Source organism: Pseudomonas sp. NS1(2017) (genome assembly GCF_002269425.1).
Lineage (GTDB): Bacteria > Pseudomonadota > Gammaproteobacteria > Pseudomonadales > Pseudomonadaceae > Aquipseudomonas > Aquipseudomonas reactans.
In genome coordinates this window covers 5,223,057-5,244,451 of record NZ_CP022960.1, presented here as the reverse complement: position 1 = coordinate 5,244,451, position 21,395 = coordinate 5,223,057, and the positions used below count along the sequence as shown (strand labels likewise).

Annotated in this window: 25 protein-coding genes; 15 read left to right on the top strand and 10 right to left on the bottom strand. The window is 60.9% G+C overall.

Translation table 11 applies throughout. The features are described from left to right. Positions 1-60: 60 nt before the first annotated feature. Together CI807_RS24440 and CI807_RS24435 are read left to right on the top strand one after the other, a co-directional pair. Positions 61-1,041 (top strand): Gfo/Idh/MocA family protein, encoded by a 981-nt coding sequence (locus CI807_RS24440; RefSeq protein ID WP_095016580.1) that lies wholly within the window; start codon positions 61-63, stop codon positions 1,039-1,041. 36 nt (positions 1,042-1,077) lie between these two features. Next, positions 1,078-1,707 carry a ribonuclease T2 gene (locus CI807_RS24435; protein ID WP_095016579.1) on the top strand — a complete coding sequence of 210 codons (630 nt, stop codon included), beginning with the start codon at positions 1,078-1,080 and terminating at the stop codon, positions 1,705-1,707. Here CI807_RS24435 and CI807_RS24430 read toward each other — a convergent pair. Beyond that, positions 1,698-2,564: a helix-turn-helix domain-containing protein gene (locus CI807_RS24430; RefSeq protein ID WP_095017617.1), complete on the bottom strand. Its 867-nt coding sequence runs from the start codon at positions 2,562-2,564 to the stop codon at positions 1,698-1,700. The genes CI807_RS24435 and CI807_RS24430 overlap by 10 nt on opposite strands. Before the next feature lie 108 nt (positions 2,565-2,672). Between CI807_RS24430 and CI807_RS24425 the strand changes: the two genes are divergently transcribed. Then, complete coding sequence (locus tag CI807_RS24425) at positions 2,673-3,083, top strand: hypothetical protein (RefSeq protein WP_095016578.1); 411 nt, start codon at positions 2,673-2,675, stop codon at positions 3,081-3,083. 106 nt (positions 3,084-3,189) lie between these two features. On the opposite strand, the gene CI807_RS24420 is transcribed toward CI807_RS24425, so the two are convergent. Next, entirely contained in the window at positions 3,190-3,537 is a 348-nt protein-coding gene (locus CI807_RS24420; RefSeq protein WP_016977177.1) for a hypothetical protein, read from the bottom strand. A 90-nt stretch (positions 3,538-3,627) separates the two neighbouring features. Between CI807_RS24420 and CI807_RS24415 the strand changes: the two genes are divergently transcribed. From CI807_RS24415 to CI807_RS24400, 4 genes are all read left to right on the top strand, one after another. After that, complete coding sequence (locus CI807_RS24415; RefSeq protein ID WP_025856147.1) at positions 3,628-3,972, top strand: hypothetical protein; 345 nt, start codon at positions 3,628-3,630, stop codon at positions 3,970-3,972. A gap of 55 nt (positions 3,973-4,027) precedes the next feature. Next, positions 4,028-4,936 (top strand): glutaminase B, encoded by a 909-nt coding sequence (gene glsB / locus CI807_RS24410; RefSeq protein WP_095016577.1) that lies wholly within the window; start codon positions 4,028-4,030, stop codon positions 4,934-4,936. Positions 4,937-5,088: 152 nt separating this feature from the next. Then, positions 5,089-5,379, top strand: coding sequence for a hypothetical protein (locus tag CI807_RS24405; protein ID WP_095016576.1), 291 nt, complete (start codon positions 5,089-5,091; stop codon positions 5,377-5,379). Then, positions 5,376-6,119 (top strand): zeta toxin family protein, encoded by a 744-nt coding sequence (locus tag CI807_RS24400; protein ID WP_256578612.1) that lies wholly within the window; start codon positions 5,376-5,378, stop codon positions 6,117-6,119. The genes CI807_RS24405 and CI807_RS24400 overlap by 4 nt, the downstream gene beginning before the upstream one ends. A 39-nt stretch (positions 6,120-6,158) precedes the next feature. Here the strand turns inward: CI807_RS24400 and CI807_RS24395 are convergent, their stop codons facing one another. The 6 genes from CI807_RS24395 to CI807_RS24370 all read right to left on the bottom strand — a co-directional run bounded on the left by CI807_RS24395 (position 6,159) and on the right by CI807_RS24370 (position 10,744). Continuing rightward, a complete protein-coding gene (locus tag CI807_RS24395) occupies positions 6,159-6,662 on the bottom strand; it encodes a signal peptidase II (protein ID WP_095016574.1) in 504 nt (167 codons plus the stop codon). Between the two features lie 72 nt (positions 6,663-6,734). Further along, positions 6,735-6,974 (bottom strand): DUF6124 family protein, encoded by a 240-nt coding sequence (locus tag CI807_RS24390; protein ID WP_095016573.1) that lies wholly within the window; start codon positions 6,972-6,974, stop codon positions 6,735-6,737. Between the two features lie 308 nt (positions 6,975-7,282). Further along, entirely contained in the window at positions 7,283-8,551 is a 1,269-nt protein-coding gene (locus tag CI807_RS24385) for an FAD-binding oxidoreductase (protein WP_095016572.1), read from the bottom strand. Further along, positions 8,548-9,300: an amino acid ABC transporter ATP-binding protein gene (locus CI807_RS24380; RefSeq protein WP_095016571.1), complete on the bottom strand. Its 753-nt coding sequence runs from the start codon at positions 9,298-9,300 to the stop codon at positions 8,548-8,550. Before CI807_RS24380 ends, CI807_RS24385 begins: the two co-directional genes overlap by 4 nt. Further along, the gene (locus tag CI807_RS24375) at positions 9,297-9,965 is read right to left on the bottom strand and encodes an amino acid ABC transporter permease (protein WP_016977168.1); all 669 of its coding nucleotides are present in this window, start codon (positions 9,963-9,965) and stop codon (positions 9,297-9,299) included. The genes CI807_RS24380 and CI807_RS24375 overlap by 4 nt, the downstream gene beginning before the upstream one ends. Next, a complete protein-coding gene (locus CI807_RS24370; protein ID WP_095016570.1) occupies positions 9,962-10,744 on the bottom strand; it encodes an ABC transporter substrate-binding protein in 783 nt (260 codons plus the stop codon). The genes CI807_RS24375 and CI807_RS24370 overlap by 4 nt, the downstream gene beginning before the upstream one ends. 215 nt (positions 10,745-10,959) lie before the next feature. Here CI807_RS24370 and CI807_RS24365 point away from each other — a divergent pair, with 215 nt between their 5' ends. Then, entirely contained in the window at positions 10,960-11,739 is a 780-nt protein-coding gene (locus CI807_RS24365; protein WP_016977166.1) for an IclR family transcriptional regulator, read from the top strand. Between the two features lie 180 nt (positions 11,740-11,919). Here the strand turns inward: CI807_RS24365 and CI807_RS24355 are convergent, their stop codons facing one another. Both CI807_RS24355 and CI807_RS24350 read right to left on the bottom strand, forming a co-directional pair. Beyond that, complete coding sequence (locus tag CI807_RS24355) at positions 11,920-13,164, bottom strand: saccharopine dehydrogenase family protein (RefSeq protein WP_095016569.1); 1,245 nt, start codon at positions 13,162-13,164, stop codon at positions 11,920-11,922. A gap of 28 nt (positions 13,165-13,192) precedes the next feature. Next, positions 13,193-14,290, bottom strand: a complete 1,098-nt coding sequence (locus CI807_RS24350; RefSeq protein WP_095016568.1) for a carboxynorspermidine decarboxylase — start codon at positions 14,288-14,290, stop codon at positions 13,193-13,195. 265 nt (positions 14,291-14,555) lie between these two features. Between CI807_RS24350 and CI807_RS24345 the strand changes: the two genes are divergently transcribed. Genes CI807_RS24345 through CI807_RS24315 form a run of 7 tightly spaced genes read left to right on the top strand, consistent with a single transcriptional unit; the run spans position 14,556 to position 21,371 of the window. After that, positions 14,556-15,575: a LacI family DNA-binding transcriptional regulator gene (locus CI807_RS24345; RefSeq protein WP_095016567.1), complete on the top strand. Its 1,020-nt coding sequence runs from the start codon at positions 14,556-14,558 to the stop codon at positions 15,573-15,575. Beyond that, complete coding sequence (locus CI807_RS24340) at positions 15,559-16,563, top strand: ABC transporter substrate-binding protein (RefSeq protein WP_095016566.1); 1,005 nt, start codon at positions 15,559-15,561, stop codon at positions 16,561-16,563. The genes CI807_RS24345 and CI807_RS24340 overlap by 17 nt, the downstream gene beginning before the upstream one ends. Then, positions 16,564-17,382, top strand: a complete 819-nt coding sequence (locus CI807_RS24335; RefSeq protein WP_028616544.1) for an iron ABC transporter permease — start codon at positions 16,564-16,566, stop codon at positions 17,380-17,382. After that, positions 17,379-18,173, top strand: coding sequence for an ABC transporter permease (locus tag CI807_RS24330; RefSeq protein WP_095016565.1), 795 nt, complete (start codon positions 17,379-17,381; stop codon positions 18,171-18,173). Before CI807_RS24335 ends, CI807_RS24330 begins: the two co-directional genes overlap by 4 nt. Then, positions 18,170-19,201 (top strand): ABC transporter ATP-binding protein, encoded by a 1,032-nt coding sequence (locus tag CI807_RS24325; RefSeq protein ID WP_095016564.1) that lies wholly within the window; start codon positions 18,170-18,172, stop codon positions 19,199-19,201. The genes CI807_RS24330 and CI807_RS24325 overlap by 4 nt, the downstream gene beginning before the upstream one ends. Before the next feature lie 9 nt (positions 19,202-19,210). Next, complete coding sequence (locus CI807_RS24320) at positions 19,211-20,044, top strand: phosphodiesterase (protein WP_095017616.1); 834 nt, start codon at positions 19,211-19,213, stop codon at positions 20,042-20,044. 7 nt (positions 20,045-20,051) lie between these two features. Then, a complete protein-coding gene (locus tag CI807_RS24315) occupies positions 20,052-21,371 on the top strand; it encodes an OprD family porin (protein ID WP_095016563.1) in 1,320 nt (439 codons plus the stop codon). The last annotated feature ends 24 nt before the right edge of the window (positions 21,372-21,395 follow it).

Sequence of the window (21,395 nt, the reverse complement as noted above, 5' to 3'; positions counted from 1 at the left end):
GGCGCTGACGTGTGGGGATGTGGATACTGCCCGATTGATCAAAACGCACGAGGAGAGCAGATGAGCACCGTACGCTGGGGCATGATCGGCTGTGGCAGTGTCACTGAATTGAAGAGTGGACCCGCTTTCTACAAAGCGCCAGGTTCTGCGCTGGTGGCCGTGATGGGGCGCCGTGAAGACGCGGTGCGCGATTATGCGACACGCCACGGTATTGCCCGCTTCTACACCGACGCCCAGGCCCTGATCAACGATCCCGAAGTGGATGCGGTGTATATCGCCACGCCACCCGACAGCCACCTCGAGTACAGCCTGATGGTGGCCGCCGCGGGCAAGCACTGCTGTGTCGAAAAGCCGATGGCGTTGAATGCCGAGCAAAGCGCATTGATGCAGCGCACCTTCGAGCGTGCCGGCCTGCACCTGTTTGTCTCGTATTACCGCCGCTCGCTGCCGCGTTTCCAGCAGGTGCGTCAGTGGCTGCAAGACGGGCGTATCGGCAAACTGCGCCACCTGACCTGGACCCTGTGCAAGCCACCGGGCGCCGACGATGCCAGTGTCGCCAATTGGCGCACCGACCCGCTCATCGCCGGTGGTGGTTATTTTGCCGACTTGGCCAGCCACGGGTTTGACCTGTTCCAGTACCTGGCCGGGGATATCGTCGAGGTCTCGGGCTTCACCGCGCGACAGGCCGGGCGCTACGCCGCCGAAGATGCGGTGACCGCCTGCTGGACGTTCGCGTCCGGTGCGTTGGGCATGGGCTGCTGGAACTTTGTCGCCGACCGCCGCGAAGACAAGGTCGAGCTGATCGGCAGCAAGGGGCGTATCACTTTTGCCGTATTCGACGACCAGCCACTGCGCCTTGAAGGCGAGGTGGACGAGGTGCTGGAGGTGCCTTGCCACGCGCATATCCAGTGGCATCATGTGCTGGCAATGAATGCCCATATTCGCGGGGAAGCCGAACACCCTTCCCAAGCGATCGAGGCGTTGAAGACCGATCGGATCCTCGACAAGGTGCTACAACGTAACCCCCATCATCCTGGGTAGCTGCGATAGGGCTCTGTTTTTTCGAGGAATAGACGGATGAAATACTGGATGATGGTGTGGCTGGTCATAGCCACCAGTGCAATGGCTGCGCCACGTGAGCAACGCCCGGCAGGGGACTTTGATTTTTATGTGTTGTCGCTGTCGTGGTCGCCCACGTTCTGCTTGACGCACCCGAACAATGAGCAATGCACAGGTAAAGGCTACGGCTTTGTATTGCACGGGTTATGGCCGCAGTACGCCCGTGGCGGGTGGCCGGCGTCGTGCGACCCGCAATCGCGGTTGTCGGCCGACGACATGGCCAAGGGCGCGCTGATGTTTCCCACACAGGCATTGCTCAAGCATGAGTGGGCCAAACACGGCACGTGCAGCGGCTTGGGGCCCGCGCGTTACCTGGAAGCAACCGACGCAGCGCTGGCCACGGTGCAGATTCCGCAGCAACTGCAGCCGTTCAATGTGCCCAGTTACCTTGAGGCACAGGACATCGAACGCCTGTTCCGCCAGGCCAACCCAGCCATGGGCGATCACAGTGTGGCGGTGATCTGCAAGGGCAAGGTGCTGTCCGAAGTGCGGGTGTGCCTGAGCAAGGAACTGCGCTTTGCCGGCTGCCCCAAAAGTGTGAAGACCCAGTGTCGCGGCGGTGATATTCGCATTCCGGTTCAGCGCTGATCCGGCGTCTGTTGCGCGTGCAATGCGATGGTCGCGGCGGCGTTGGCTGTTGACGCACCGGCGCGATCAGCGAGGTAACGTGCTGGCGGCTGGCCTACCGCCTTGCGGAACATGGTGATGAAGCCGCTGGCGTTCTCATAGCCCAGGTCCAGGGCGACCCGCTGCACACTGTCGCCCTTGGCCAGGCGTTGCAGTGACAGGATTACATGCAACTGCCGGCGCCAACGCCCGAAACTCAGGCCAAATTCTTCCAGCAACAGGCGGGTCATGCTGCGCTCGCTCATGCCGATGCGCACGGCCCACTGGCCGAGGGTGGCCTTGTCGCTGGGGGCGGCCAGTAGGCTGTCGGCCAGGCGCCGCAAGCGCGGGTCCTGAGGCATCGGCAGGTGCAGGTCCTCGATGGGCGCCTGGGCCAGTTCGTCCAGCAGCGTGCGGATCAGACGGCCCTGCGCGCCGTCCTCTTCGTACAACGGCGGGAAGCTTACGGCTTTGCTGATCAGTTCATGCAACAGGCCGGACACCGACAGCGTGCAGCATTGCGGGGGCAGGGCGCCGGCGGCGTCCGGGTCGATCAACAGGCAATACACCTGCGCTTGGCCGGAACCGCGTGCTGCGTGGGACAGGCCGCCGGGAATCCACAGCGCGCACTGGGGCGGCACGATCCAGATGCCGGCCTCGATCTGGCAATGTATCACCCCGCGCAGGGTGTACATCAACTGGCCCTTGCGATGGGAATGCGGTGCATGCTCCCAGCTCTCGGACGTGCTGGTGGCACTCACGGCGATCACGGCACGCGGGAGCAGGTCGGCGTCCTTTACTCTGGAGGGGTCACGTTGGTCGAGGCGGTGGTGTTGCATGGCGACTTTACGCTTGGCTGAATTGCGAAACATTCTGGCTATTCTGTGCAATGCCGTCTAGTGGGGTGGTCGTTATAGTGAGATCCATTCTCAACAAGGAGATTTGCCATGCGACTCGACAGCTCAACATTCCCAGTGGTGAAAATCGTCTTCGACGCGCCCAACGAGGGCGGGCCGGAGGAGGCCTTCCTGACCTTCGAAAGCCTGCTGGCCCGCCAGCAACCCTTCCTGTTGCTGCACGAGAAATCCGTGGATGAGAACAACCACGAACACTCTCATGAAGAGCGCAAGCAAGCGTCGATCTGGATGAAGAAAAACAAGCAGGCGCTGCGCACCTACGTCAAAGGCATGATCCAGGTCGAGCCCAGCGCCGCACAACGCCTGGCGCTGAAGCCGTTTGCCGTGATGTTCGGCAAGGCCTGGGGCTACCCGCTGCTGGTGGTGGAGTCCAAGGATCGCGCCTGGGCGCTGGCGCGAGATGTGCTGGACGAGCAGGTGTCGGATGTGGCGCATTTCTAAGCGCTGGCCCGCTTGTAGGCACCGGCTGCCGGCGATAGGCCCTCAAGATTTGCATCGCACCTGGGGACGCCATCGCCGGCAAGCCGGCTCCTACAGGGGGTATCGGTCAATCGATGCAGATCGCCCGCCCCAGCTTGCCTTTCTCCACTGTCGCCGAGCAGCCGAAGTGGCTGTTATCCACTTGGCAGGTGCCGCTGATCGGTGTAGTGCCTGTTTGCGTGGTCACGCTGGTCTGGCACTCACCCTCGCACTGGCTCGAATCGGTACATGCCTTGCCCGCGTCCTTGTACGGCGTGATGCACTTCCAGCTCTGCAACTTGCCGACTTGCTTCATGGTGCCGCCGCCGGCCAGGCACGTCGACGCAGCGGAGTCTTGGGCGGGTGGCGTGGTGGACGCGGTCGTGGTGCAAGCCGATACCAACAGCAGGGCGGCCAGGCCGATCATCAATTTCATGCAAAAATCCTCGTGGAGTAAGCGCAACGGTGCAGTGTACGGGCATTTGGACTACTTTGATTGACGAGCGATCCCTATCCGGTACCTGCCATGCGCACGTTATGGAAACGCTATATGGCGTTGTTGGAAAACGATCTGAGCACGCAGATCTTCGACAACGTGAAAAACCTGCTGGTGTGTGCACTGTTGTTTGCAGCGGGGACCAATACGTTGCTTGGGCAGCGTGACTTGTTTATCGGGGTGTTCGCCTCCAGCGTGGCCGGCTGGGGCCTGATCATCCTGTCGACGCTGCTCATGCTCCTGAATATCAGCGACGGTATTCGCCGGCTCGCCAAGCTGCGCTATCACTTGGCGCTACAGGTATTGTTGATCCTGGTGTACCTGGTGATCGCCGAACGGGTGGTCGAGATTGTGTGGGGCTTTCGGGCGCATTGAAGTATCCTCCGCGACCCGTTTACCAGCGATTCAAACCCAGATGACACGACAAGACATGCAGGCGATGCTCTCGTCGATCCTCGACGAAGTGCGCCCCCTGATCGGCCTCGGCAAAGTCGCCGACTACATCCCCGCACTGGCCGACGTGCCCGCCAACCAACTGGGCATCGCCGTGTACGGCAACGACGGTTCCGCCTACTGCGCCGGTGACGCCGACACGCTGTTCTCGGTACAGAGCATTTCCAAGGTGTTCAGCCTGGTGCAGGCCATCGACCACGGCGGCGAAACCATCTGGGAACGCCTGGGCCACGAGCCGTCCGGGCAGCCGTTCAACTCCATGGTGCAGCTTGAATTTGAACGCGGCCGCCCGCGTAACCCATTCATCAATGCCGGTGCTCTGGTGATCTGCGACATCAACCAATCGCGCTTTGCCGTGCCGATTTTGTCGATGCGCGATTTCGTCCGGCGCCTGTCGGGCAACCCGCAGATCCTGGTCAACAGCATCGTCGCCGAATCCGAGGCGCAACACGGTGCGCGCAACGCGGCCATGGCGTATCTGATGAAGTCGTTTGGAAACTTCCACAACGATGTGGATGCGGTGTTGCATAGTTACTTCAACTACTGCGCGTTGCAGATGAGCTGCCTGGATCTGGCGCGGGCGTTCAGCTTCCTGGCCAACGAAGGCGTGAGCGCCCACAGCGGCGAGCAGATCCTCACCGCGCGCCAGACCAAACAGGTCAACTCGATCATGGCGACTAGCGGGCTGTATGACGAGGCGGGCAATTTTGCCTATCGCGTGGGGTTGCCGGGCAAGAGTGGGGTAGGGGGCGGGATCGTCGCGGTGGTGCCGGGGCAGTTTACGGTGTGCGTGTGGTCGCCGGAGTTGAACGCGGCGGGGAACTCGCTGGCGGGGATGAAAGCGTTGGAGTTGTTGAGTGAGCGGATTGGGTGGTCGGTGTTTTGAGAGATCGAATGGGGAGCGCGTAAACACCGTGTCGCACGGTGGGGGTGAGGACACGGGACACACATTGAGGTAAAGTCGAGTCTGCGTTCGACGCTTGAGGTGATCTATGCTAACTGCCATTGATCCGCCCCCGTCCTGAGCCGGAGACCAGCATGTCACGTAAAAAAATTAAGCCACAAATCACCGAAGCGCAGATTCTTGCTCAAGAATCGAGTATTCCCTCTATTGCAGCCAAGGCATTCAGAGATGCCTACGAGGTTGCCCTTTCCAAGGGCGAATCTGTGCTTGTGGTCCGTGCCGGCCAGCTGGTGAAAGTCTCAAATACAGAAACGTTGGTTATTCGTCCAGTGGAAACCTACGGTACTCTCAAGGCGGGCACCCGCTTGAAAACCAAGAAGTCTCTCCTGGATCGACGGTCCACCCAGGCGCAGATTCAGGCTTGAGTACCACCCCCAGGGTCCGGATGTTCGCCGGACCGAACGGGAGTGGAAAGAGCACGTTCAACTCGAAAGTTCCGGCTCATTTGCTGGTGAACTACATCAACCCTGATGCAATTGAGTTGAGCATCCGCGAAACGGGAGCGTTTGAATTTGCTGCCTTTGGCCTCGATCAATGTGCCAGACGGGCGATTCCGTTCTTACGCGGTCATACGCTACTTTTGAAATTTCCCGATTCTCTTGCCAAATTGGAAGACTTAGTCGTGGACGGCGATCGAATCGCTTTTCCCTCAAGGCAGGTGGATTCCTATATAGCCTCTGCGTTGTCTGACTTTATTCGAGTCTCCTTGATTGAAGAGCGGGTGAGTTTTACCTTTGAAACCGTCATGTCAGATAGCAGCAAGATAGAGCTGCTGCGGCAGGCGAAAGCAGCAGGGTATCGGGTATACGTTTACTACGTCGCCACGGCAGATGCCGATATCAACGTTGCGCGGGTTGCGTACAGGGCGTCAATCGGGGGACATGATGTTCCTGCCGACAAAATTCGCTCTCGTTACAAGCGCTCGCTGGAGAATCTCTCCGACGCTGTATTGCTTTCAAACAGAGCTTATATCTTTGATAACTCGCAAGACGGTGAGCCAAGTTTCGCTCAGCTTGCGGAAATTACCGAAGGTGAAGATATCGATATCGTTTCGGATACGCAGCCTGCCTGGTTTCAGCAATACGTGATCGATAAGTTGACGTAGAAGGTGAGACGCCTTCTTTTACGTAATGTGCTCATCGAACTATGCCCTTCGCGGTCGTGCCAATAAGTCGATCATTAAATAAATCGCACCGGCCGTAATAGCGATATCAGCAATATTGAACACGCCGGTATGTGTCGGCCCTACATTCAACACCATGTAGTCGACGACATGCCCGTCACGAAAGACGCGGTCGATCAGGTTGGCGATACCGCCCAACGCAATCGCGTACAGCGGCAAGACTTTACGCAGCGGTTGGTTCCAATTGGAGAGCGACCACCCCATCGCCCAAGCCACCACGACCGCCACACCCACGATAAAGATCAGCTGTTTGACCTGCGCCGGTAGTGCAGCGCCCAGGCTAAGGAAGGCGCCTGGGTTCAGGCTCAGTTCCAGCGCGAGGTTGATGGGGCTGGCGCCGAATTTGAAGCTGGTGGCTTGCAGTGAAACCAAGGCCAGTAGTTTGACGAGTTGGTCTACGGCAATAAAGGCGGTGCCTGCGAAGAAGGCAAAGGTGCGGCCTCGCAGTAGGGACGACGTGCTCAAGCGGTCACTTCCTGTTCCGGGTCGATCGATAAGGCGTCCGAAGATAGCTCAGGCGCCTTATGTCGTCTACGTTCAGGCAGTGGGATGAGCCTCGTCCAATGCCTTGTTCACTAAAAGTTGCACACCTTCCAGCAGGCGGCAGATGCCCAGCGCCACGTTGCGTTGAGCACCGTCGACTTCAAACGCCAGGTGGGCTGCGATGTCGTTGATGGAGGCCAGGTCTTGGGAGGCGTTGGCCAGCACAGTTTCTGTACCTAAATCGGGACGGACGGAGAAGAGTGTTTCTGGGGGATTTGGGCTGTCTTTAATCATGGTGAAACTCCGTTGACAAGTGGAGCTACCAACGTACGCGGTCAAACGAAGAGGGTGGCAGCTGTACGCGGGTTGACCGACCGGTTGTCAACGAACCCGGCATACCCGAAGGTATCCCGCGCACAACTGCCGCGACACAATACCTCAGGCACAAAAAAACGCCTAAGGCGGGTGCAGGGCGTAGCAGTTCGTTAACAAGGTCGGACGGTCAAATCCGGCCGCTGAATTGGCAGCGACGGCGCAGAGGTTAGTCAGCCAGGTTCCGAGCGACAACCTGAAACCCTTGTGGGAAAAGTCCTGGATCGCAATCAGCTGATATGGAGTCGATCCAACAAGCTGTACCACGCCACCCCCGCCCCAATATAAAACCGCTGCAACCCATGCATCGGCAAGCGCTGCAACGCCGTCACCGGGTAGGCAAACTCGGCCTTGCCGTCACATAACCGCCCCGCCAATTGCTGCCCCAGGCTGGTACACAACGCAATCCCACGGCCATTGCAACCCAGTGCCAACGTGAGCCCCGGCGCCGGTTCGTGGACGTGGGGCATGAAGTCGCGGGTGATCGCGATACGCCCAGCCCAACGGTATTCGAATTCCAATGGCCCCAACTGCGGAAACAGCAGTGCCAACGAACGCTCCAGATGAGCAAAATCCGTGGGCGAAGTGGGGTCGTTGAACAGCCCGCGTCCGCCCATCAGCAAGCGCCCATGGCTGTCTTTGCGAAAGTACAGCAGCAGCCTTTGTGCGGTGGAAACGGTTTCCTGGCCCGGCAAAATGCTCTCGGCCGCGTGCCCCGTCAGAGGCTTGGTCGCGACGATAAAACTGTTGGCCGCCAGGATGCTTTGCGCCATGCCCGGCCACAGGTTGCCGCTGTAGCCGTTGGTGGCGAGCACCACTTTCTCGGCGCTCACTTGCGCACCCGTTGCCGTCGTCAATTGCCAGCCCGAACCTTGGCGCTGCAACCCCGTCACCGCACTCTGCCCATGAATCCTCACACCCGCCGCCAACGCCGAACCGACCAACCCACGGGCATACGCCAACGGCTGAATCGCCCCGGCCCGGCCGTCCAGCCAGCCACCGGCAAAGGCGCCACTGCCCATGCGTGAAGCTACCGCCGCTGCATCCAGGCGATGTACCGGCACACCACGCCGGGCCCACTGATCTGCTCGTGCATGCAACCCGGCGACGCCTTTTTCGGTGTACGACACCTGCATCCAACCCTTGCGTACCGGGGCGCAATCGATGCCGTGTTTTTCGATCAGCTTGAACACCAGGTCCGCCGAGTTCGATACGGTTGAGATCAATGGTTCGGCGCGCTCCGCCCCATACATCTGCACCAGTTGCTCCGGGTCATATTTGAGCGTCGGGTTGACTTGCCCACCGTTGCGCCCGGACGCACCCCAACCCGGTTCGTTAGCTTCCAGTACACACACGCTCACGCCACGCTCGGCCAAATGCAGCGCCGTCGATAAGCCGGTGTACCCGGCGCCGACAATCGCCACGTCCACGTTTACCGATTCACTCAACGCAGGCGTCGGCACCACCGACGGCGCGGTCGCTGACCATAATGACTTCATGACAGGCTCCGCGTATCGCCAGTGGGATGCAGCACACGGCGTAGGAAATCCTGGGTGCGTGGATGCTGCGGATTGCCCAGCACCTGCTCCGCCGCGCCGCTTTCGACGATGTAGCCGCCATGCAGGAAGCACACGCGATCGGCCACTTCGCGGGCAAAACCCATTTCGTGGGTGACCACGATCATGGTCATGCCTTCGTCGGCGAGGGTGCGCATCACCGCCAGCACATCGCCCACCAGTTCCGGGTCGAGGGCGGAGGTGGGTTCGTCGAACAGCATCGCCTCGGGTTTCATTGCCAGGGCGCGGGCGATGGCTACGCGTTGCTGCTGGCCACCGGAGAGTTGTTCCGGGTAAGCGTCGGCCTTGGCACTCAAGCCGACCTTTTCCAGCAATACCAGGGCTTCCTCGCGGGCCTGTTGCGCAGGTTCGCCTTTGACATACACCGGGCCTTCCATGACGTTTTCCAGCACGGTGCGATGGGGGAACAGGTTGAAGCGCTGGAACACCATGCCCATGCGGCTGCGCAGGGTGTGCACGGTCTTGCTGCCGCGTTGCACGGTTTGGCCAAATACGGTGATGGCGCCGCCGTCATAAGCTTCCAGCGCATTGATGCAGCGCAGCAGCGTGGACTTGCCCGAGCCCGAGGGGCCGATCAGGCATACGACTTCGCCCTTGGCCACGTCCAGGTCGACGCCGTGCAGTACGCGGTGGCTGCCGTAGTGTTTTTGCAGTTGGCGAATCTCGATCATGCTTTTTTCCTCCGACCCAGGTGCTGTTCCATGCGGCGCAGGCCATACACCAGCGGCAGGCTCATCAGCAGGTAGAGCAGGGCGACCAGGGTGTAGACGGTCATGTTCTGGAAGGTGGACGAGGCAATGAGTTGGCCCTGGCGGGTCATCTCGGCCACGGTAATAGTCGATACCAGCGATGAATCCTTGAGCATCATCACCAGGGTGTTGCCGTAGGGCGGCAGGGCGATGCGGAACGCTTGCGGCAGGATCACCCGGCGCATCATCAGTGCCGAGCGCATGCCCAAGGCTTCGGCGGCCTCGCGCTGGCCCTGTTCCACGGCAATGATGCCGGTGCGAAAGTTCTCCGCCTGATACGCCGAGTAGGCGATGCCCATGCCGATTACGCCCGCGTAGAACGCGGTGAGGTGCACGCCCATGTCCGGCAGCACGAAGTAGATGTAGAACAGCTGCACAATGATCGGCAGCCCACGGATCACGTTGATAATGGTGCTGGCGGCCCACGACAGCGCGCGGATAGGCGACAGCTTGAGCAGCGCCAGCACCAGGCCGATCGCGCTGCTGAGCAGGAACGACAGCACGGTGATCTGGATCGTCACCCAGGCGCCTTGCAGCAGGATCGGCAAGAAGTCCTGGGCGTTTTGCAGGAACTCAGCCGGGTTCATGGGCGCACCTGGGTATCAAGTCCCCACTTCTTGAGGATGCTGTCCAGGGTGCCGTCGGCTTTGATGCTGGCGATGGCGGTGTTCAGGCGCTCCAGGGTCTGTGAATCGCCCTTGCGCACCACCAGGCACACTTCGCCGACATTGGTGGGCTTGTAGTCCGGGGCGAGTTTCACGCCTTTGAACAGATTCTGGCGAATCTGGTAGGCCACCACCGGCTGGTCGCCCACGGCGGCTTTGATGCGGCCCAGGGACAGGTCGCGGACCATCTCGCCGATGGAGTCGTAGGTGCGGATTTCCTTGAAGATGCCGAGCTTGTTCAGTTGGTCATAGAAGACCGTGCCGGCCTGTACGCCGACCACCTGATCCTTGAGTGGCATGAGGTCAGGGTAGGCGGCGTTGTCGTCGGCATTGATAATCAGGCCTTCACCGTAGGCATACACCGGGGCGCTGAAGTCGACGACCTTGGTGCGCTCTTCGGTCTTGAGCATGCCGGCGGAAATGAAGTCCAGCTTGCCCGAGGTGAGCGACGGAATCAGCGCGGCAAAGTTGGTCTGTTCGATCTGGCTGGTGAACCCGCCGGCCTTGCCCACGGCCTCAGCCACATCGACCATCACACCCTGGATGCTGTTGCTCTTGATGTCGAGAAAGGTAAACGGCGAGCCACTGGCGGTTGCACCGACTTTGTACGAGGACGCACTGTCTGCGTGCGCGGCGCTGACACAAAAGGCGGCGCACAAACCGAAGGCAAGGCGGCGAAACAAGGGCGAAAGACTGTTCATCGGGTTACTCCAGAAGGAAAACGGATCGTCAGTACCGCGAGCGGTTATTGATGAAATCGCAAGCTCTGTGCCATTTCGATTGATAACAATCGATATTCGCCATCAAAAATCGACAAAATGAACCGATCGTATCGATATGCGATATTTAGTGGTCTATTTTTGTGATTTGAGGTAGAAATATCGCCACGCCTGATCGACCTGACCGCGAGTCCGACATGTCCGAAGAACGCAACAGTCTGCACAACCAATCCCTGGAAAAAGGCCTGTCGGTGCTCAAGGCATTCAGCGCTCAGCGCCGCAGCATGAGCCTTGCAGAGGTGGCCGAAGCCGCCGGCATGACCAAAAGCTCGGCCCAGCGCATGGTGTTTACCCTGGAAAGCCTGGGTTACCTTCGGAAACACTCCCGCACACGGCATTACCAACTCACACCTCGGGTGCTGGAGTTGGGCTTCAGTTACCTGGACGCGCATTCGTTGATCGAGGTGGCCAATCCATTTCTGTCGGAGCTGACGCGATTGACCGGCGAGACGTCATGCCTCACCGAGCCTGCGGGCTACGACATGACCTATATCGCGCGTTTCGTCAGCTCAGGGTTCGTGCCGGTGCACATGCCGATCGGTTCGCGTGTGCCGATGTATTGCACGGCGTCGGGGCGCGCGTATTTGAGCGCGTTGCCGCAGGAGGAGGCGTTGGTGTTGATCGAGAACAGCCAGCGCATTGCCCACACCAGCCAGACGCTGACTGACGTCGAGCAGATTCTGGAGTCGTTGCAACAGGTGCGCGAGCAGGGCTACGCGGTGAATGGCCAGGAGCTGTTCCTGGGCGACATGACCATCGGCGCGCCGGTGTTGGGTGCCAATGGCCGGCCGGTGGCGGCGGTGCATGTGGTGGCGCCGACCAGTCGGTGGAGCAGGGCGGATGCGGAGAAGCAGTTGGCGCCGGCGTTGTTGCAATGTTCGCGAGCGCTGAGTAACTCGGCCCGTAACCTCGAATAACCCAGAACCCTTGTAGGAGCGAGCGTGCTCGCGAAAAACCAACAGGCACCGCGTGCATCCAGAATGCCCGCGTCATCGTTGATGTTTTTCGCGAGCAAGCTCGCTCCTACAGTAAGGGGGGGCCAAACAAAAAATGCGCCCCGGAGGGCGCATTTTTTTGTTCGGTCAGTTATCGCCTATTCAGGCAATCGCATCCCAGGCCCGATCACCCTTCTCGTCTTTAATCCGAGTCGGCAACCCCATCACGTCCAGCGCCTTCAGGAACGGCTCAGCCGGCAGTTCCTCGACGTTGGCCATGTGCTTCACATCCCACTCGCCACGGGCAACGAGCAGCGCAGCGGCCACCGGTGGCACGCCTGCGGTGTAGGAGATGCCCTGGCTGTCGGTTTCGGCAAAGGCTTCTTCATGGCACGCCACGTTGTAGATGAACATCTCGTGGGGCTGGCCATTTTTGGTGCCCTTGACCAGGTCACCGATGCAGGTCTTGCCGGTGTAGCCGGGGGCGAGCGAAGACGGGTCGGGCAGCACGGCCTTGACCAGTTTCAACGGCACGACTTCCAGGCCTTCGGCGGTGGTGACCGGCTTTTCGGAGAGCAGGCCGAGGTTTTTCAGCACGGTGAACACGTTGATGTAGTGCTCGCCGAAGCTCATCCAGAAGCGCACGTTGGGCACGTCGAGGTTTTTCGACAGTGAGTGCACTTCATCGTGGCCGGTGAGGTAGAGGTTCTGCGAACCGACGACCGGCAGGTCATCAGTGCGTTTGACTTCGAACATGGTGTTGCTGGTCCACTGGCTGTTCTGCCAGCTCCACACCTGTCCGGTGAACTCGCGGAAGTTGATTTCCGGGTCGAAGTTGGTGGCGAAGTACTTGCCATGGGAGCCGGCATTGACGTCGAGGATGTCGATCGAATCAATGCGGTCGAAATGCTGTTGCTGCGCCAGCGCGGCATACGCGTTGACGACACCCGGGTCGAAGCCCACGCCAAGGATGGCGGTGATGTTCTTCTGTTTGCACTCTTCCAGGTGGTTCCATTCGTAGTTGCCGTACCACGGCGGGGTCTCGCAGACCTTGCCCGGCTCTTCGTGGATGGCGGTGTCGAGGTAGGCAACGCCCGTGTCGATGCAGGCGCGCAGCACCGACATGTTGAGGAACGCGGAACCCACGTTGATGACGATCTGCGATTCGGTCTCGCGGATCAGGGCCTTGGTCGCTTCCACGTCCAGGGCGTTCAGCGCGAAGGCTTGGATGTCGGCGGGAACCTTAAGGCTACCCTTGGCCTTGACGCTGTCGATGATGGCCTGGCATTTGGAGATGTTGCGCGACGCGATAGCAATACGACCGAGTTCGTCGTTGTGCTGCGCGCACTTGTGGGCCACCACCTTGGCGACACCTCCTGCACCAATGATAAGAACGTTCTTTTTCAATTGCTTTATCTCTCCTTTATCCGCCAGCTTACGAAAGGCTGGACAGGTAGTCGTCGTAACCAAATTCACGAACCACTTCGACAGTACCGTCGAGTTGTTTCACTACGATGGACGGCATTTTCAGGCCGTTGAACCAGTTTTTCTTGACCATGGTGTAGCCTGCGGTGTCGATGAACGACAGCCGATCGCCGATGGCCAGCGGACGATCAAATTGATACTCGCCGAAGATATCCCCGGCCAGGCAGGATTTGCCGCACACCATGAAGGTGTGTTCACCGTCGCTTGGCGCCAGCTTGGCGTTGAGGCGATAGATCAGCAGGTCCAGCAGGTGGGCTTCGATGGAGCTGTCTACCACGGCGAGGTTCTTGCCGTTGTAGAGGGTGTCGAGCACGGTGACTTCCAGGGAGGCGCTGTTGGTGATCGCCGCTTCGCCGGGTTCCAGGTACACCTGCACGCCGTACTTTTCGGAGAACGCCTTCAGGCGCGCGCAGAACGCGTCCACCGCATAGTCTTCACCGGTGAAGTGGATGCCGCCGCCGAGGCTGACCCACTCGACCTTGTGCAGCAGCGCGCCGAAGCGTTCTTCGATGGTGCCGAGCATTTTGTCGAACAGGCTGAAATCGCCGTTCTCGCAGTTGTTGTGGAACATGAAGCCGGAGATCTGCTCGATCACGCCTTCGATCTTCACCGGGTCCCATTCACCCAAACGGCTGAACGGACGCGCCGGGTCGGCCAGCAGGTAGTCGGAGCTGCTCACCTGCGGGTTGACGCGCAGGCCGCGGGTCTTGCCCTCGGAACGTTCGGCAAAACGCTGCAATTGGCTGATCGAGTTGAAGATGATCTTGTCGCAGTTATCCAGCATCTCTTCGATTTCATCGTCGGCCCAGGCCACGCTGTAGGCGTGTGCCTCGCCTTCGAACTTCTGGCGGCCGAGCTTGAGCTCATACAGCGACGACGAGGTGGTGCCGTCCATGTATTGCTGCATCAGGTCGAACACCGACCAGGTGGCAAAGCACTTGAGCGCCAGCAACGCCTTGGCGCCGGACTGCTCGCGCACGTAAGCAATCTTCTGCATGTTGACCAGAAGCTTCTGTTTATCGATGAGGTAGTACGGCGTTTTGATCATTTTTGAGAGCCTGCGGCGGTGCCTGCCAAAAAAGGACACGCATTGTGCCCGCACTTGGATCGAATCGAAAGGTTCGTGGGCGGATTTTGCTGCCCTGGGTTTTCAATAATACCTGCGGAGTATGACTATCTATGGGCATACCCCGGCCCATTTTGATTTGTGTGTAGCAAGCCAGGTGCCATCAAACTGTCATCTCCTTACCGCCGAACTGCCACATTCCCCCGCTACTGTCCTCGCCAATGAGATCGATCTCAAGCGAGTGACAATGACTGACCTGAAAGACGTAGCCCGGCTGGCGGGCGTATCCCGCGCCACCGCCGCCCGCACTTTTGCTTCCCCCGACCAGGTGCGCCCGACCACCCGTGAGCAGGTGTTCGCCGCCGCCCGAGAGTTGGGTTTTCGCCCCAATCTGCTGGGTCGCCAGCTGCGTCTGCAAACCACCCAGTTGATTGGCGTGGTGGTGCCCAATCTGCTCAACCCGGTGTTTGCTGAACAGTTTCAGGCCATGGAGCGCGCCGCTCGGGCGCGCGGCTACAGCCTGTTGCTGGCGACCACCGACTACAGCAGCGAGCGCGAATGCATCGTGGTGGAAGAACTGTTGCGCCAGCGCGTCGATGGCCTGGTGCTGACGGTCACCGATGCCGAGAGCAACAGCGTGCTCAGCAGCTTGAACACCGAACAAACCCCGTTCGTGCTGGCTTATCACCAACCGAGCAATCCCAACTACAGCGCCGTGTCGGTGGACAACCGCGCGGGCATGGCGCTGGCCACGCGTTACCTGCTGGAAGCCGGGCACCGACGTATCGGCATGGTCGCCGGCCCTGCGTTGCAGTCCGACCGTGCCCGCCTGCGCTACGCCGGTTATTGCGACGCCATGCGCGAATACAGCCTGGAACCCCGCGCGGTGATCGAAATGCCGGCCCACACCCAGGCTGAATTCGCCGCCATCGAACCCTTTTTGCGAGGCCCCGAGGCCCCGACTGCATTGGTGTGCTCCAACGATTTCCTGGCGATCAGCCTGATCGCCGAACTGCGCCGCAACGCCTGGAACGTGCCCGAACAACTGTCGGTGATGGGCTTCGACGGCATCAGCCTCGGCACTCAGATGCACCCGACCCTGTGCAGCGTGGTGCAGCCCATCGCCTTGCTGGCCAGCACCGTGATTGACCAACTGCTGGCGCAGATCGCCGGCAACGCCCCGACGTCCCATTGCCTGCCTTGCCATATCCGGCCGGGCGACAGTACTCAACCCCACGAGGAAATCCTTGATGCGCGCACTCAGTAAAACCCTGGCAGCCGTGCTGCTGTGCGGTGCGGCCAGCCTGGCTCAGGCCGCCGAAACCGCGATCTGCTACAACTGCCCGCCGGACTGGGCCGACTGGGGCACCCAGCTCAAGGCCATCGCCGCCAGCACCGGCGTGCAGGTGCCGCTAGACAACAAGAACTCCGGCCAGTCCCTGGCGCAATTGGTGGCGGAAAAAGCCGCACCGGTGGCTGACGTCGTTTACTACGGCGTGACCTTCGGTCTGCAGGCGCAAAAAGCCGAGGTGGTCGACACTTATAAACCCAAGGCCTGGGACCAGATTCCCGCTGGCTTGAAAGATCCGGCCGGCCACTGGTTCGCGATCCACTCCGGCACCTTGGGCATCATGGTCAATGTTGATGCGCTGGCTGGTTTGCCGGTACCGCAAAGCTGGGCCGACCTGCTCAAGCCTGAGTACAAAGGCATGGTTGGTTACCTCGACCCGTCCAGTGCTTTCGTCGGCTACGTCTCGGCCGTGGCGATCAACCGCGCACTGGGCGGCGACCTGGACAACTTCGCGCCGGCCATCGACTACTTCCAGAAGTTGGCGAAGAACGCGCCTATCGTGCCCAAGCAAACCGCCTATGCGCGGGTGCTGTCCGGTGAGTTGCCGATCCTGGTGGACTACGACTTCAACGCCTACCGCGCGCGCTACAAAGACAAAGCCAACGTCGCCTTTGTGATCCCGAAGGAAGGCAGCATCAGCGTGCCCTACGTGATGAGCCTGGTGGCCAACGCACCGCACCGCGCCAACGGGGAAAAGGTCCTCGACTTCGTGCTGTCGGACGAAGGCCAGGCACTCTGGGCCAAGGCCTATCTGCGCCCGGTGCGCCCGATGAAAATGCCGGCTGACGTGGCCGCACAGTTCCTGCCCGACAGCGACTATGCCCGCGCCGGGGTGGTGGACTACGAAAAAATGGCCGCTGTGCAGGAAGCCTTCGCCGCCCGTTACCTGAACGAGGTCAAGTAAGTGGCAGCATCGGCAAAACATGCCGCCTGGGCGTTGGCCCCGGCCTTTGCGGTGCTGCTCGCCTTTTGGCTGTTGCCGCTGGCGCACTTGATGGTGCTCGGCGCCGAGAGCCGCGACAGCAATGGCAGTGGTTACTGGCAGGTGCTCAGCAGCGCGCAGTATCTGGGCAGCCTTGGGCAAACGCTGGTGCTGGCCGTGGTGGTGACGCTGGTGGCGCTGGTGATCGGCGGCATCAGCGGTGTGTTCCTCGCCCGGCACCAGTTTTTCGGGCGCTCGGCACTGGTCGCGCTGCTTACCTTTCCGTTGGCTTTTCCGGGTGTGGTGGTGGGCTTCCTGGTGATTCTGCTGGCAGGCCGCCAAGGCTTGCTGGCCTCACTGGGCCTGCAACTGGCCGGTGAACGATGGATCTTTGCCTACTCGTTGGCGGGGCTGTTCGTGGGCTACCTGTACTTCTCGATTCCACGGGTGATCCTCACGGTGATGGCCGCCTGCGAGAGCCTTGATCGTAGCCTGGAAGAAGCTGCGCACTCCCTGGGTGCCGGGCATTGGCGCGTGGTGTGCGACGTGATCGTGCCGGGCCTGGCGCCCGCGTTGGCGTCCTGCGGGGCGATCTGTTTTGCCACGTCCATGGGCGCCTTCGGCACGGCGTTTACCTTGGGCACGCGACTGAATGTCACCCCGGTGGCGATCTACAACGTATTCACCAACTACGCCAACTTTGCCGTCGCCGCTGCGCTGTCGGTGGTACTTGGCGCGGTGACCTGGGCGGTGTTGCTGCTCACGCGGCGCCTGGTGAAAAACGCGGGGACTGTGCTGTGAAGCGCTCATCGTTGTTTGTGCTGCAACTGCTGTTCACCTTGTTGGTGTGCGCCTTCATGTTGGTGCCGGTGCTGATGTCGTTGCTGGCGGGTTTGACCCGCAACTTCTTCGTCGGTCTGTCCAGTGGCTTGACCTTCGATTGGTTAATTCAGGTGTGGCACGCCTATTCGCCCACCGTGTGGTTGTCGCTGCAATTGGCGCTGGCCTGTGCGGTGTGTGTCTGCGTGATCGGCGTGCCGGCGGCCTACGCCCTGGTGCGGATGAACAACCGCTTCAGCCGCGCCTTCGAAGAATTGATGGTGCTGCCGGTGGCGATGCCGGGGTTGGCCAGTGCGCTGGCCTTGCTGCTCACCTACGGCCAGTTCGGCAGCTTTCGCAGCAGTTGGCTGTTCATCCTGGTCGGGCATGTGCTGTTCACCTTGCCGTTCTTGGTTCGCCCGGTGATGGCGGTGATGCAACGCCAGCAACTGCCAGTGCTGGAAGAGGCGGCGGCCAGCTTGGGCGCCGGTCCGATCAAGCGCTTTTTCAGTGTGGTGGTGCCTAACTGCCGCGCGGGAATCCTGGCCGGTGTGCTGATGGTGGTGACCTTGTCCCTGGGGGAATTCAACCTGACCTGGATGCTCCACACGCCCATGACCAAGACGCTGCCCGTGGGCCTGGCCGACAGCTATGCCTCGGCGCGCCTGGAAATCGCCAGCGCCTACACCCTTATCTTTTTGCTGATGATCGTGCCGCTGCTGATTGCGTTGCAGGCCATCAGCGCCCGTTTGTCCCGTGGAGAGCGTCGATGACCGCTATCACTATCCGCCTGCAAGGCTGTCGCAAGGCGTTCGCCGACGGCACCGTGGCCGTGCATGACTTGAACCTGACCGTCGAAGGCGGCGAAACCCTGGCGATTCTCGGTCCGTCCGGTTGTGGCAAGACCACGACCTTGCGCCTGATCGCCGGCCTGGAACGCCCGGATCTGGGCCAAGTGTTGTTCGGTGACCAAGACGTGACGCGCCTGCCCATCGAGCGACGTGACGTGGGCATGGTGTTCCAGAACTACGCGCTGTTTCCCAACCTGGATGTGGCGGGAAATATCGTCTACGGCTTGAAGATTCGCGGGATGTCGGTGCCTGAGCGCAACAAGCGCTGCGACGAGTTGCTGGAGCTGGTGGGCTTGCAGCATCACGGCAAGCGCAGCATCCACGAACTCTCCGGCGGTCAGCGCCAGCGCGTGGCATTGGCCCGTGCCTTGGCGCCGCGTCCGAAAGTGCTGTTGCTGGACGAACCCCTGGCGGCCCTCGACGCGCAATTGCGCGAACGCCTGCGCAGCGAACTGAATGACCTGCTGCGCGGCCTTGGCATCACCTCGGTGTTCGTCACCCACGACCAGGGCGAAGCCATGGCCCTGGGCGACCGCATCCTGGTCATGGAGCACGGCCGTGTCGCGCAACTGGCCAGCCCGCGTGACATCTACCAGAAACCCGCCAATGCCTTCGTCGCCGGCTTCGTCGGCAACCTCAATGCCTTCGAGGTAATCGAGCTGTCGGCCCATGGCTTGAAAGTCCACGGCGGCGAGTTGCCGTGGCAGGCCGCCGAGCGGCCCAGCACGGTCTATTGCCGCCCGGAACACCTGAAGGTGATGGAGGGAGAGGGGCACCTGCACGGCCATCTGCTGGCGCAATTTTTCCAGGGCGCACAAAGCCGCCTGCTGGTGGATGTGGGCGGCCCGCAACCGCTGCTGGTCGACAGCAGCGACAACCAGCTGTACGCCGTCGGCGCGCCGATCGCCCTGGCGATTGCGCCGCACATGTTGTTCACCCTGAATGCTTGAGAGTCTATGTTGAATCGTCCTTTCCTCGTCGCCCAGATCAGCGACCTGCACCTTAAAGCCGGCCAGCGTCTTACTTACGGCGTTGTCGATACCCTGGGTGCGCTGCGCCGCGCCGTGGATCACCTGAACGCCAGCCACCCACGCCCGGATATCGTGGTAATCAGCGGTGACCTGGTGGACTTCGGCCGCGCCGATGAATACGCCGTGCTGCACCCCGAACTCGCCCGTTTGCACATGCAGTGCTACCTGGTGCCGGGCAACCACGACACGCGCGGGCCGCTGCTGGAGGCGTTCCGGGATCACGCGTATTTGCCTGTGTCCGCAGAGGGCCCATTGGACTGGGTGGTGGACGAGCATCCGCTGCGCCTGATTGGTCTGGACTCCACCATCCCCGGCGGCCACGGCGGCCAGTTGCTCGACAGCCAATTGCAGTGGCTCGACGCGCAATTGTCCCTGCGCCCGGATGCGCCGACTTTGCTGATCCTGCATCACCCGCCGTTTATCAGCGGCATCGGCCATATGGACCGCGAACCCTTCATCAATGCCGCTGCGCTGGAGCAAGTCGTCGCCCGCCATCCGCAAGTCGAGCGCCTGCTGTGCGGGCACTTGCACCGGCCGATGCAGCGCCGTTTTGGCGGCAGCCTGAGTTGTGTGTGCCCCGGCACCTCGCACCAGATCGTGTTGGATCTACAAGAAGCGGCGCCCGCGCATTTCAACCTGGAGCCGGCGGGCTATCTGTTGCATCGCTGGGAGGCGCAACAGGGTTTGATCAGCCACAACGGCGTATTCGGGGACTACCCGGGGCCGTATCCGTTTTATGACGCTCATGGGTTAATTGACTGAGGTTGTGATGAAAGCCACTTTGAATGTGTTAAGCGTGTTGACCGGCGGCCTGGGCGTTGCCCTGAGCCCTTTGGCGTCGGCTGATTTCTTGAGCGACAGCAAAGCCAACTTGAGTATGCGCAACTTCTACTTCAACAACGACAACCGGGACGGCACCGCCGCACCGTCGAAGACCGAAGAGTGGGGCCAGGCGTTTATCCTCAACTATCAATCGGGCTTTACCGACGGCACCGTGGGTTTTGGTCTCGACGCCATCGGCATGCTCGGCATCACCCTGGACAGCGGAGCTGGCCGCCACGTGGGCAGCTCGATGATCCCCAACGACGACGGCAAGGCCACCGACAACTGGGCCCGTGGCGGCGCCACGGCCAAGGCGCGTTTTGCCAAGAGCGAACTGCGCTACGGCTACTTGCGGCCGAACCTGCCGATCCTGGTGAGTAACGACGGGCGCCTGTTGCCGCAATCGTTCGAAGGTGGGCAAATCACCAGCAAGGACATCGACAACCTGACCTTGATCGGTGGCCAACTGCAACACACCACCGGCCGTGGCTCCAGCGACCGCAGCGGCCTGGCGGCGGCGGGCGGCACCCAGGAAAGCAACAAATTCAACTACGCCGGTGCCGATTACCAGGTGACCAAGGACCTGATGGTCCAGTATTACTACGCCAACCTCGAAGACTATTACCAACAGCACTTCGCCGGGCTGATCCACGTATTGCCGCTGGGCGACTACGGCTCGTTGAAAACCGACCTGCGCTACTTCAAGACCACTTCCGACGGCAAGAACAGCACCGCTTCTGGCCGTGCTGAAGGTTACAAACTCGGCGGCTATACCAAGAACGGCACCGGTGAAATCGACAACAACACCTGGAGCGCGGCGTTCATCTACTCCCTGGGCCCGCACGCGATCACCGCCGGCTACCAGCAAGTCTCGGACGACAGCAACTTCGCCCAACTCAACCAGGGCGGCCTGGTGAACAAAGGGGAGGGCGGTTCCAGCCTGTACCTCTACACCGACCGTACCGTGCAAACCTTCATCCAGGCCGGCGAGCGCACCGCCTTTGCGCAATACGCCTACGACTTCGCGTCACTCGGCGTGCCGGGGTTGAAGGCGTCAGTGATGTACCTGAAGGGCGACCACATCCGCACCGCCAGCGGCAACGACGCCAGCGAGTGGGAGCGCGATATCGCGCTGGACTACGTGGTGCAGAGCGGCACCTTCAAGAACGTCGGCTTCGGCTGGCGCAACGGCGTGTCGCGCAGTGAAGTGGCGCGGGACCAGGATCAGAATCGGGTGTTTGTGAATTACTCGATTCCGTTGATGTAAAGCCCTCGCCGGAGCGAGCTGCCT